8 protein-coding genes are annotated in these 12,012 nt (G+C 72.3%); 1 reads left to right on the forward strand and 7 read right to left on the reverse strand.

The window, feature by feature from the left end:
- Positions 1 to 20: 20 nt before the first annotated feature.
- From K4G22_RS30630 to K4G22_RS30660, 7 genes are all read right to left on the reverse strand, one after another.
- The gene (locus K4G22_RS30630; RefSeq protein WP_228083730.1) at positions 21 to 959 is read right to left on the reverse strand and encodes an isocitrate lyase/phosphoenolpyruvate mutase family protein; all 939 of its coding nucleotides are present in this window, start codon (positions 957 to 959) and stop codon (positions 21 to 23) included.
- A gap of 9 nt (positions 960 to 968) precedes the next feature.
- Entirely contained in the window at positions 969 to 2,156 is a 1,188-nt protein-coding gene (locus K4G22_RS30635; RefSeq protein WP_228083731.1) for a pyridoxal phosphate-dependent aminotransferase, read from the reverse strand.
- Positions 2,153 to 3,331, reverse strand: a complete 1,179-nt coding sequence (locus K4G22_RS30640) for a pyridoxal-phosphate-dependent aminotransferase family protein (protein ID WP_228083732.1) — start codon at positions 3,329 to 3,331, stop codon at positions 2,153 to 2,155. The genes K4G22_RS30635 and K4G22_RS30640 overlap by 4 nt, the downstream gene beginning before the upstream one ends.
- Positions 3,328 to 5,274 (reverse strand): asparagine synthase (glutamine-hydrolyzing), encoded by a 1,947-nt coding sequence (gene asnB / locus K4G22_RS30645; RefSeq protein ID WP_228083733.1) that lies wholly within the window; start codon positions 5,272 to 5,274, stop codon positions 3,328 to 3,330. The genes K4G22_RS30640 and asnB overlap by 4 nt, the downstream gene beginning before the upstream one ends.
- 5 nt (positions 5,275 to 5,279) lie before the next feature.
- Positions 5,280 to 6,491 carry an NTP transferase domain-containing protein gene (locus K4G22_RS30650; protein WP_228083734.1) on the reverse strand — a complete coding sequence of 404 codons (1,212 nt, stop codon included), beginning with the start codon at positions 6,489 to 6,491 and terminating at the stop codon, positions 5,280 to 5,282.
- A complete protein-coding gene (locus K4G22_RS30655; RefSeq protein WP_228083735.1) occupies positions 6,488 to 7,456 on the reverse strand; it encodes a phytanoyl-CoA dioxygenase family protein in 969 nt (322 codons plus the stop codon). Before K4G22_RS30655 ends, K4G22_RS30650 begins: the two co-directional genes overlap by 4 nt.
- Before the next feature lie 289 nt (positions 7,457 to 7,745).
- Entirely contained in the window at positions 7,746 to 10,502 is a 2,757-nt protein-coding gene (locus K4G22_RS30660) for an ATP-binding protein (protein WP_228083736.1), read from the reverse strand.
- A gap of 202 nt (positions 10,503 to 10,704) precedes the next feature.
- Between K4G22_RS30660 and K4G22_RS30665 the strand changes: the two genes are divergently transcribed.
- Complete coding sequence (locus K4G22_RS30665; protein WP_228083737.1) at positions 10,705 to 11,940, forward strand: MFS transporter; 1,236 nt, start codon at positions 10,705 to 10,707, stop codon at positions 11,938 to 11,940.
- Positions 11,941 to 12,012: the final 72 nt, after the last annotated feature.

Genomic DNA, 12,012 nt, shown 5'->3' on the forward strand with positions numbered 1-12,012 from the left:
GAGCCGACAAGGGTGCTGGTTCAGGTACGTGCGGTGGCGGCGCGGGACAGCTCGGCGGTCTCGTCGAACCACGTGCTGTTCTCGGACACGGCCCCGGTGCCGATGAGGTCGAGGATCTGCCGGACGTCGATCAGCTGGGTGTCCGCACCGCCGGCGGTGCGGTCGGTGGCGATCCTGGCGAGGACGTCGTCGGCGGCGGTGACGAAGGCCCGCAGCATCTGGTTGGCGTAGATGGTCACGGAGACACCGGCCGCGGCGAGCTCCTCCTCGGAGACCAGCGGATAGGTGGTGGGGATGACGATCAGTGGCACGTCCGGGTGCTTCGGGTGGAACCGATGGGCGAAGGCGAGCACCTCGTCCGCGGTCTTGGACTTGGAGTGGATGACGACGGCGTCCGCGCCGGCGGCCGTGTAGAGGTCGGCGCGGTACAGGGCGTCGTCGAGGCTGGCTCCGGCGACCAGGGACTCTACCCGGGCGATGACGGTGAAGTCCGCGGTCCGCTGGGCCTTCTTGGCCGCCAGGATCTTGGTGGCGAACTCGTGCGGGTCGGCCAGTTCCTGACCGTCGCTGAAGCTGTTGCGCTTGGGGAAGTTCTTGTCCTCGACGCAGACGGCGGCGATGCCCGCCGCCTCGTACTCGCGCACCAGGTGGACGATGTTGTTGACGTCCCCGAAGCCGCTGTCACAGTCGGCGATCACGGGCAGGCGCGAGGCCCGGTCCGCGATCCGGGCGGCGGCCAGGAAGTCGGCCATGGACAGGATGCCCGCGTCCGGCAGCCCGTGCGCCGCTGAGATGCCGAGGCCGCTCACCCAGAGGGCGTCGTAGGAGTGCCGGCCGGCGAGCAGCGCGGTGAAGCCGTCATGCACGCCGACGGCTCTCTGGAGCCGCCCGCTGAGCAGCCGTTGCCGGAAGATTCGCGCCTTGTCCTGGTGAGGTTCGGAAGGAAAGCGCAGAGACACGGTGGGGTCCTATCCTCGCAAGCGGGTCTTCAGATAGCCGGTCATGCGGGTGACCGCGCGCTCGAACTCCGCCGCCGGTTCGACGAAGGAGACACGCAGGTGCTGGGGGGCGCCGAAGGAGCCACCGGGGACGACCGCCACGCCCGCCTCGTCGAGCAGCATCCGGGCCACGGTCGCCGCGTCGGACAGCTCGGGCCGGTGCGCGAGCAGGGGGGCCAGCGAGGGGAAGGCGTAGAAGCCGCCCTCCGGCTCCCGGTAGTCGAGGACGTCGGGCACCGCCGCGAGAGTCCGGCCCAGCCGTGCGCGGTTGTCCAACAGGTGGCCGCGGAGCCGTGTCACCTGCTCCTGGTCGCCTTCGAGGGCGGCGAGAGCCGCCGTCTGGGCGATCCGGTTGGGGTGGTTGGCGGTGTGCGACAGGACCGCCGTCACGGCCCCCGCGACGGGCGTCGGCGCCACCAGCCAGCCGATCCGCCAACCCGTCATCGCGTAGGTCTTCGACACCCCGTCGACCACCACGACGTCCGCGCCCGCCTCGCGCAGCACGGCGCGCGCCGGTCGACCGGGATCGGTCCAGCCGAGTCGGCCGTAGATCTGGTCCAGCACCACCGTCACCCGGTGCCGGGCGCACCAGGCCCCGATCTCCCGCAACCGGTCGGCGGCCAGCACCGCCCCGGTCGGGTTCGACGGCGAGCAGAGCAGGAGGAGCCGGACCGCGTCGTCGTGGTGCTGGTCGAGCAGTTCGACGGTGGGCTGAAAGCCGGAGTCCGAGGTGGTCGGGACGGTGAGCGTCCGGCCGCCGGCCAGCCGGACCGCGTGACCGTATGTCGGCCAGGAGGGCGTCGGCACCAGTACGCCGTCGCCGGGGGCCAGCAGGGCCAGGAAGGTGGCGAACAGCGCGGACTTCGCGCCCCCGGTGACCACGACGTTCCCCAGGTCGAGGGAGTCCCCGGCGGCCGGCGTGGCCGCCGCCACCCACGCGCGCAGCTCCGGCATGCCGGCGGGCGGCCCGTAGCCGTGGCCGGTGGGGGACTGCGCGGCGCGTGCGGCGGCGGCGCGGACGTGCTCGGGCGGAGGGCCCGGCGGCTCACCCGCGGTGAGGACGGAGATGTCGTGCCCCTCGGCGAGCAGTTCGCGCACCCGGGCGTTGAGCCCCGAGGTCGGCGACAGGGGCGCCTTGGCGATGGGCGGCCCGCTCATGAGCGGCTCTCCCCGGCCGTGGACGGCGCCGCCCGCCGCTCCCCGGCGGTGGCGGTCGGCGGCGCCGGGTGGCGGGCGGGTTCGAGGGGACCGTCGGGCCGGACGCCCTGCCGCTCGCAGGCGGCGGTGAACGCGTCGAGGCAGTGCTCGATGTCCGACTGGCCGATGGGCCCCATGGTGGCGAGGAAGAAGTATCCGCCGGCCACGGCTTCGGCGGGAGTGTAGATCTCGACGCCGAGGCGGTCGAGTTCGGTGCGGACCCGTTCGTAGTCGAGCCCGGCGGGCAGCCGGACCGGGATCACCACGTCGGAGCGCTGGCCGGCGGGGAGCTCGACCAGCCGGTACCCGCGGCGGACCAGGCCGTCGCGCATGATGCCGGCGGTCAGCGCGTAGCGGGCGGCTCGACCGGCGGGAGTCTCCAGCTCGTAGTGGTTCAGTGCCTCGGCCAGCGCGTGGACGACCTGGACGGGCACGGTGAACGGCACCTCGGCGCCGCGCTGCGCGTGCAACTGCCGTGCGAGGTCGAAGTAGTAGCTGTGGCCCGGCCTGGCGTTCTCCAGGACCGTGCGCCGTCCCACCACGAACGACACCCCGGGGACGCCTTCGAGGCCCTTGTTGGCGGTGACGGTCAGCACGTCGGGCCCCTCCGCGTCCAACGCCAGCCGGTGGGCGCCGACGCTGCTGATGGCGTCCACCATGCTGAGCACGCCGCGTCGGGCCGCCAGACGGTTCAGCTCCGCCATCGGGGTGAGCACGCCGGTGGCCGTCTCGTGGTGCGTGAACAGCAGCGACCGGATGTCGGGCGCGGCGTCCAACTCGGCCGCCACCGCCTCGGGATCGACGCCTTCGAACGTGCCCAGGCGCATCCGCCGCACCTCCAGGCCGGAGCGTTCCGCGATCTGGGCCAGACGCTCGGAGTAGTAGCCGGTGACCAGGGCGAGCACCGGGCCGCGCAGGCAGTTCACGGCCGCCTCGTTCGCCCCGGTTCCGGAACAGGCGAAGAGCACCGCCTCGAATCCGTCCTCGCCGCCCAGCAGTCTCGGCAGGGTCTCGCGCACCTGGGCCAGGAGCGCCCGGAAACCGGGGGCGCGGTGCGACATGTCGTCGACCACCAGAGCCTGTTTGGTGGTGGCCCGGGTGTTGGTCGGGCCCGGGTTGAACAGCAGCCGGCTCATACGACCTCTTCGGTTTCGGTAGTGCCGTCGGGTACGGATTCCGGCTGGGGGCAGTAGACCCGCAGCCAGACCTCCAGGTTGATCAGCAGCCACGCCTGGCGTCCGAAGGACGGATGGCCGTCCCCCCGCGCGGCCCACCACCGGCGCAGCCGCTCCGCGTCGAGAACGTCGTGCAGGCGAGCACCGTCGTCCAGGACCAGGCGGGCGACCTCGTCGGCCTCCGGCCTGGCGAGCCACTCGTCCAGCGGGGCGGGAAAGGGACGCTTGGCGCGGGTGAGGACCGCGGCGGGGACGCGGTCGCCGAAGGCGCGGCGCAGCAGCCACTTGGTGGTGTCGCGCCGCTCGCTGTAGTGGCCGGGCGACTCGGTGAGGGCACGCGCTGCGGCGAGCGGTCCGTGCCAGCGGAGTTTGTCGCGCTGCGGCAACCGGTAGGCCCACTCCACCAGGCGGTGGTCCAGGAAGGGCACCCGGCTCTCGACCCCGGCCGCCATCGCGGTGCCGTCCAGGACGTGCAGCAGTCCTGGCAGATGCACCTTGACCATGAAGTGGGTGAGCCTGCGGTGCCTGCCGACGCGGCGCGGCCGGTCCCACTCGCGCTCCAGGGTGCGCAGCAACTCCGAGTCGCCGTCCAGCCGGGTGGCGACATCGTCGCGCAGCAGGCCGTGTTTGACATCCATCGGCAGGTAGGAGTAGCTCTCCACGAGCTGGGCGAACACGCGGGAGCGCACCTGCCGACGCCAGCCGGTGGCCGGAGGGCGGCGGAGGTGGGGGAGGTCGCGGAGACGGCGTTTGCCTGCCTCGAAGGGCAGCCGGTAGAGCCGCCCGTAGCCGGCGAACAGCTCGTCAGCGCCCTCACCGCAGAGCACCACGCGGGCCTTCGAGCTCACCCGCTCGGCCAGGTGGATCAGCGCGACCTCGTTGTGCATGCCGAGCGGATGGTCGCGGACGCGCACCATGGCGGCGAGCTGTTCGGGCGAGACGGCCACCTCGGTGCCCACCACGGTCAGCGGCAGTGACAGCGCGGTGGCGACCTCGGCGGCACCTTCGGCCTCCGAGTAGCCCGGCACGTCGTACTCCGCGGTGTAGGCGCCCACGCAGCGGCCGAGTCGCCCGAGTTCGCCGGTCAGGATGCCGGAGTCCAGGCCGCCGGAGAGGTAGGCGGAGACCGGGACGTCGGACCGGCTCCAGGTCTCCACGGCCTCTTCGACGGTGCGCCGCAACACGGCCGCTCGACGCCAGGGACGCGGCGGCCGGGTGCGTCGTGCGGCCAGGTCCCACCACTGTCCGGTGCGGACGGTTCCGTCCCGCCACCGCAGCCAGGAGCCGGCGGGCAGCTGGAGCAGTTCCGCGAAGAGCGTGCGGGGAGCGGGGACGTGACGCAACGTCAGGAAGGCCGACATCGCCGTCAGATCCGGGGTGGGCGGTCCGGGCAGCAGGGGAAGCAGCCCCTTGGGCTCGGAGCAGAAGGCCAACTGGCCCTCCCGCTGGAGGTGGTAGAGCGGTTTGATGCCGAACCGGTCACGGACCAGGGTGAGGCTGCCGTCCGCGCGGTCCAGGACCGCCAGCGCGAACATGCCGTTGAGCCGGTCCAGGCAGTCGAGGCCCCATCGCTGGTAGGCGGCGAGCAGCACCTCGGTGTCGCCCGTGCCGGCGAAGCGGTGGCCAAGACGCTCCAGGTCGGCCCGGATCTCGGCGTGGTTGAAGATCTCCCCGTTGAACACCATGCGCAGCCGGCCGTCCTGGGAGGCCATCGGCTGGGCGGCCCGGGATCCGGTGTCGAAGACGGCCAGCCGGGTGTGGCCGAGCACGGCGTCCGGTGTCCACCACAGTCCGTCGCCGTCGGGCCCGCGGTGCCGCAGCAGGCGGACGCAGTCCCGCGCCGTCGCACGGCTGAGGCCGTGTCCGGTCCGCTCGGTGCCGACGGCGCCCCAGATTCCGCACATCGCCGCTACCGCCGATCGAACGGGGTGGTCGCCGGCTCGAAGAGACGCTCGGCGACCGCCAGGTCGGCGCCGTCGTCCACCTCGTACCAGCGCAGCCCGGCCATGTCCACGGCCTCCAGGGACAGCCCGGCGCCGAGGCAGCGTGCCAGCAGATGCTCCAGGTGGGCACGGGGATCCCGACCGGTCAGCTCCGCCAGGGCCGGCGCCACCGTCCCGGTCAGGTCGGCGTGGGTGAACACATGGACGTTGACGGTCTTGTACCCGTCGGTCACGTCGGTGTCCGGCGCTCGCCAGTCGGCGCGGCTGACACCGGTGGCGTGTCCCCGGCCGTCCAGGGTCATGAACGACCCGGACAGCCCTGGCCGGTACGCCTCGACGCCGGTGCTGCTGCCCGGCCGCGCCAACAGCCGCTCGAAGGACGCGCTTTCGAGGACCACGTCCCCTTCGACGACCACCGGTATCTCCAGGGGGTCGAGCGCGGCCAGCCCGGTGGCCAGCGAGACGGCCGTGCCGGTGGTCGCGTACCGGTCGTTGGTGACGAACCGCACGTCGTACCGGGGCCGCAGACCGCGGACGGTCTCGGTGACGGTGGGCGCCAGATGGCCGGTCACGATGACGGCGCGGTGGATCCCGGCGGCGTTCAGGGCGTCCAGCGCCCGCACCACGATCGGTACGCCGCCGACCGGGACGCATGCCTTCGGCAGGGTTCCGGTACTGGGCATGAGCCGGCTGCCGAGACCGGCGGCGAGAATCACCGCCGTGTGCGCCGGCCGGGTGGCGCCGGCTCGCGGTCCGTCGCCCGCCGGGATCCGTGCGGCGTACGCGCCGAGGAACGCCGCGTCGGCTGGGTGCGTCAGCAGCCGTGCCGCCGACGCCGGGTCGGCCCAGACGGCGGACGGGTTGTCGGGATCGGTGGGGATCAGCGGGCCGCCGGCCGAGGTGTAGAGGTGCATCTCGATGTTCTTCAGCCGGTCGGGCAGGATCGTGCCGTCACCGCTGATGCCGGACCGCACATAGGAGCCGAGCTCGGTGACATGTCGCAGGTCCACCAGCCCGCTCTCCTCGGTGATCTCCCGCTCGGCCGCCTCGCGCCCCCCTTCGCCGTCCTCCAGGTGCCCCTTGGGCAGGGACCAGGAACGGCCCTGCTGGGAGACGACCACAACGCGGCCGTCAGGCCCGGCCACGACGCCGCCGGCCGCCTGGGCGATCGGCCTCACCGGCTGCCTGCCGCCGCTCCGAGGGTCATGGCCTGTCGCTGCTGAGGCGGCTTGTAGAAGTCGGTGGGATGGGGGTCGTCACCGAAGTCGCCGAACATCCGGCGCAGCCGCGCCGACATCGTGTCCAGTACCTCCGGTGGCTGTTGGAGGTAGTCGTGCGGACGGTGCCACAGGTGGCCGAACCGGAAGATGAAGGTCTCCCGGGGGCGCCTGGTGTTCTTCGCCACGGCGTGCCAGAGGGAGTACGGGAACAGCAGGACATCCCCCGGTGCCGCGTGCACGGTCACCGCGTCGGACGGCATCTCCCCCCGTTCGAAGGGGTCGTTGAGTTCCTCGATGTAGCAGTTCGGTACGGTCTTTCGGGGAATCCGGCGGTGACTTCCCGGTATCAGCAGGAAATTGCCGCAGTCGTCCTCCGAGGTGTCGCTCAGAAACACCTGCGCCTTCACCTGGAGGCTGACGCTGGCCTCCTCAAGCCGTATGCGCTGGAGGTACTCGCCCCCGTCGGTGTGCCACGACTCCAGTGGGGAGTCATGCAGTCCCCGAATGAAGATCTCGGTGCCGAGGACCTGCACGCTCGGGCCGAGAACCGATGCCAAGGGCCCGATCAGGCCGGGGTGGTCGAGAAACTCCGCCAAGCCCGGGTGATGGGCGATCGCGTCGCGCACCCGGACCGTGTGCCGGCGATCGGTGAAACTCTCGTGCTCGGCGATGGTGGGTGTACCGCTTTCCCGGGCGTCCTTCACCAGCTGCTGACCGCGGGCCACCTCCGCGGGGTCGAACAGTCCGCGTAAGTGCAGGTAGCCATCCGTCTGGTAGGCGCGCAGGTCGGCATCGGACAGGGGCGTCCAGTCCCGCTCGGACGCGCTCCGGATCTGGCCTTCCGTTCCGCCCGCCTGCTGCTGCATGTTCTCTCCCGCCGATCGTTGATCACCACGAGTTGCCATGAGTGCGTCGTCGCGCATGCGCGCCATGGGGAAGCACGAACCCGAAAGCCGGACAAGAACGGTGAGATGGGCGCCGACGGCTTGTCCTTCGAGGTCCTGGTCCGACTATGGGCCGGCGAGGTATCCCGCCGCATCAGCATGAGTTGCCTATTCGGCGGCGCCGGCGCCTAGGCATATCCCACCGGCAAAGAACGGAGCCGGCCCGATAGTTTTTCGGTACGAGCCGGGTCGTGGGAGAACGTGGGGGCTCAGTCAACCACCGGTCAATCCCCGCACGGCCGGCGGGGGGCGCCGGTGACGCGCCCTCTCACCGGTTGTCGGGCGCGTTCTTGAGGACGAGGTCGGGGTGGTCCTTGAGCTGTCTGCGCGAGCTGATGCCGAGTTTGCGGAAGATGTTGCGCAGGTGGGCGTCGACGGTGCGTTTGCTGATGTAGAGCTGGGCGGCGACTTCGTTGGAGGTGGCACCCGGGGCGACGAGGCGGGCGACCGCAAGCTCCTGCATGGTCAGCTTCTCGTATGTCTGCTCGGACCGGGCCTGGACCTTCTCGCCGATGGCGCCCAGTTCGGCGGCGGCCCGTCGGGCGAACGCCTCAGCGCCGGCCCTGGACAGCAGCTCATGGGCGGTGTGCAGGTGCTCACGGCTCTCCCGCCGGCGGTGTTGGCGCCGCAGCCACTCGCCGTATAAGAGGTGCGCCCGGGCCAGATAGGTGCGGAGCGGGCTCTCGGTGAGCAGGTCGACGGCTTCCCGGTAGTGGTCCTCGACGCCGGTCACGAGCCCTCGTGCGTAGGCCGCGATCCCCCGGCCGGCGGCGGATCCGCTGGACCGGGTGTGTTCGGTGAGGGAGTCCAGGGCCCCCGCCGCGGCGGTGTGGTCGCCACAGCGGACCGCGGCCTCGATCAGTTCCGGCAGGGCCGCTCCGGTGAGAAACAGGGCACCGTGCTCGGTGGCCCTGCGGGCCGCGGCCAGTGCGGCCGGGTAGTCGGCCAGCCCGTTGTTGAGGATCGCCGTGGTCCAGTGCAGGTTGGTGACGTGTCCCGGGCCAGCGGTGGTCGGCGCCGCGGCGGCTGCCTCGCCCAGTTTGAGCGCCTCGTCGCGGTCGCCGCGCAGCGCGGCGAGATGCAGCCGGTGGTACAGCAGCGGGGGAGCGTTGGTCGCGTCGGCGATCGCCGCCTCCTCCGCCGTGATGGCGATCGCCTGCCCGATGTCGCCGGCCAGGCTCGCCTCGACCGCCTTCTGGGCCAGGCCGAGCCTCAGCAGCAGCGGCGATCCCGACGCGCGGCCCGCCTTCACCAGCCACGCGCCGATGGCGCCCTGGGTGTCCAGGTCCCACAGCTCGACGGCGATCATCATGGCCAGCGCGGGACGCCGGGTCCAGAACGAGTCGCCCATGGTGTACAGAGCCTGGCGAAGCAGCGGAACCGCGGCCTCGTGCCCGTCGGCGCCCAGCCTGATCAAGGCGTCCAGGGCGTCCGGCGAACTCGGTGACGGCGCCATGCACCGGGCCGCGGTGAGGACCTGGTTGATGACGGCGCCGCCCCGGCCGACGGACAGGCTCATCTCCACGGCGTCGAGGAAGCAGTCACGGGCCCGGTCCGGGGCCAGGCTCGCCAGTCGTTGGGCGGCCCGCACCATCAGCATCGGTCCGGAGCCGTCGCAGTGCCGGATGAAGGCGATCCGGCCCCGTAACACGTCGACCTCAGCATGCTCGAACTCCCCCAGCGTGGCGGTGCCGAGGAGCGAGAGCAGGTCAGCGGCCTTGCCGGTAGCCCCGGCGTCGAAGCTGGCCTGGGCGGCACGCAGCGTTCGTTCGATCCGGCGGGTGGGCGCCAGCGACAGCGCCACCGAGCGTTCGAGGAAGGCGGCCTCGGCCGCCACACCCCCGCGCGCCTGGGCACGCGTCGCGCACCTCTCCAACTCGTCGGCGATGTCGTCATCGGGGCCGGGGCTCGCCTGGGCGCGGTGCCAGGCCCGGCGGTCCGGCGCCGTGACCGGGTCGGTCACCGCCGCCAACGCCGCGTGCGCCGCGCGGCGTTCGCCGGCTTCGACGGCGCGGTAGACCGCCGAACGGGCCAACGGGTGGCTGAAACGGATACGGGTGCCGAACTCGACCAGCCCCGTCGCGTCCGCCTCCGCGCTGGCCGGCGCCACGTCGAGGCCCAGATGACGCGCGGCTGTCCAGAGCAGGCCGGGGTCGCCGGTCAGGTCGGCGCTCGCCACGAGCAGCAGCAGCCGGGCCTCGGCGGACAGGCCGGCCAGCCTGGCCTGGAAACCGTGCTCGATCCTGGTCGGCACCGACGAGGTGTCGGGCGGCACGAAACCACCGGCACGCGGCAGCTCCAGCAGCGCCAACGGGTTCCCGTGGGCCTCGGCGACGAGCCGATCCCGGACCTGGTCATCGAGCGGGAACGGGCAGCGGGTCGCGAGCAGGACCTTGGCGTCCGCGTCGCTCAGCCCCCGGACCGGCAGCCGTGGCAGCTCGCCGAGCCCGTCGGCCGCACGCGTCGAGCGCACCGCGAAGATCATCGCCACCGGGTCCGCCGCGACCCGGCGGGCGAGGAAGACCATGGCCCTGGCGGACGCGCTGTCGACCCACTGCGCGTCATCGATCAAGCACAGCAGTGGCCGCTCCCGGGCCGCCGCCGTCACCAGCCCCAGGACCGCCAGCCCGATACGGAACGGGTCGGGTGTGCCCTCGGCCAGCCCGAAGGCGACCCGCAGGGCGTCGCGATGCCGCTCCGGCAGCTCGGCCAAGTACTTCAGCATCGGCACACACATCTGGTGCAGCGCGGAGTACGGCAGTTCCTGCTCGAACTCCGACCCGGACGTGCGGACCGTCCGAAACCCGGGCGCCGCGTCCTGGGCGCACGCCAGCAGGGCGCTCTTGCCGATGCCCGCCTCGCCCTCCAGCACCAGCGCGCCGCCCTGGCCCGTGAACGCGGATCTCGTCAGCTCTTCGATACGTTGCCGCAACTCGCGCCTGCCGATGAGCAGATGAGCCGGGAGCGTGGGGGTACTCGTATGCCGGGCGCGGGGGAAGTCACCCAGCGGGTTGCCGCTGTTCATGTCGCAACGCTAAACGCACATGTCATCGATTACCTGGGCCCAACTGACCCTGGCAAGGCCCTCCCCGCGCGACCCCCGGCGCGCCGGACGCGATCGGCCCGGCATGCCGGCCGGGCGCCGCCGCCGGGCCGCCCTGCCCTTACGAGTAACACACAACAGTCTTACCGATCCTTGCCACCCGCCGACGACGTAGGGTCCTGTCATGTCCCCTTTGTTACCGCGCACCAGGCCCCAACGCGTCCTCGCGGGCTCGAACTTCGTCTACACCGTCGGCTCCGGCCTCTATCTCACCGGCGGAGTGCTGTACTTCACCGAGGCGGCGCGGCTTCCGGCGAGCCAGGTCGGGCTCGGGCTCGGGATCGCCGGGGCGCTCGCGCTGGCTCTGGGCGTGACGGTCGGCCACCTGGCGGACCGGCTCGGGGCACGCGGCGTCTACATGGCCACCCTCGCGGTGCAGGGGCTGGCAACGGCGGGCTTCGTCCTGGCGGACAGCTTCTGGCCGTTCGTCCTCGTCGTCAGCGCGGCCACGGCGGCGAAGGCGGCCGGTGTGGCGGCCCGCTCCCCGCTCATCAAGCACTACGGGGGGGACCGGCCGCAGGAGTTCCGGGCCTACCTCCGCGCGGTGACCAACGTCGGCATCTCCTTCGGCGCCGTGGGAGCGGCCTGGGTCGTCCAGGTCGGCACCCTCACCGCCTACCACCTCATGGTCGTCGGCAACGCGATCGCCTTCGCCGTCTCCGCGACGCTCCTGGCCCTCCTCCCGCCGGTCAGGCCCGTCGCCGTCGCCGACGGCCCGCGCTCGATCGCTCTTCGCGACCGCCCCTACCTGCTGCTGACCGCCCTCGACGGCATCATGGCCATCCAGTTCAAGGTGCTGACCGTGGCCATTCCGCTCTGGCTGGTCAACGCCACCACCGCCCCGCACTGGCTCATCGCGGGCACGATGCTCACCAGCACCGTCATCGTCGTCCTGTTCCAGGTGCGGGCCAGCCGCAATGTCGACTCGCCCGTCGCCGGCGGCCACGCCTACCGTCGAGCGGGCGCGGCCTTCCTCGTCGCCTGCTCGCTGATCTCGCTGGCCGCGGGCACACCGGCGTGGGTGGCCGCGACGGTGCTCCTCACCGCCGTGGTGATCCACACGGTCGGCGAGCTCTGGCACACCGCCGCGAGCTTCGAGGTGTCCTTCGCTCTCGCCCCACCCCACGCCACCGGCCAGTACCTGGGCGTCTTCGGACTGGGCGCCGGACTGGCCGAGGCCCTCGGACCCGGTCTGCTGATCGCTCTCTGCCTCTCCTGGGGCCGCCCCGGCTGGTACGTCGTGGGGGCCATGTTCGCCCTCACCGGCCTGGCGGCACCGCACGCCGTCCGGTGGGCCCAACGCCACCGGCCCGTTCAGCCGACGCCGGTCGAGCCCGTGGCGAAGCTGTCGACCACCTGACCGGCCGTGGGCCGGCCCAGCGGGGGAGGGGGCCGCTGGACCAGCCGCGCGGTCAGACGTCGAACGTGTCGA

Source organism: Streptomyces profundus, from assembly GCF_020740535.1.
Taxonomy (GTDB): Bacteria; Actinomycetota; Actinomycetes; order Streptomycetales; family Streptomycetaceae; genus Streptomyces; species Streptomyces profundus.

What these genes read in the sequence shown, in the direction of transcription:
- K4G22_RS30665 (WP_228083737.1), top strand. Translation starts at nt 10,705, where the DNA reads ATGTCCCCTTTGTTACCGCGCACCAGGCCCCAACGCGTCCTCGCGGGC.
- K4G22_RS30635 (WP_228083731.1), bottom strand. Translation starts at nt 2,156, where the DNA reads ATGAGCGGGCCGCCCATCGCCAAGGCGCCCCTGTCGCCGACCTCGGGG.
- K4G22_RS30660 (WP_228083736.1), bottom strand. Translation starts at nt 10,502, where the DNA reads ATGAACAGCGGCAACCCGCTGGGTGACTTCCCCCGCGCCCGGCATACG.
- K4G22_RS30640 (WP_228083732.1), bottom strand. Translation starts at nt 3,331, where the DNA reads ATGAGCCGGCTGCTGTTCAACCCGGGCCCGACCAACACCCGGGCCACC.
- asnB (WP_228083733.1), bottom strand. Translation starts at nt 5,274, where the DNA reads ATGTGCGGAATCTGGGGCGCCGTCGGCACCGAGCGGACCGGACACGGC.
- K4G22_RS30655 (WP_228083735.1), bottom strand. Translation starts at nt 7,456, where the DNA reads ATGCGCGACGACGCACTCATGGCAACTCGTGGTGATCAACGATCGGCG.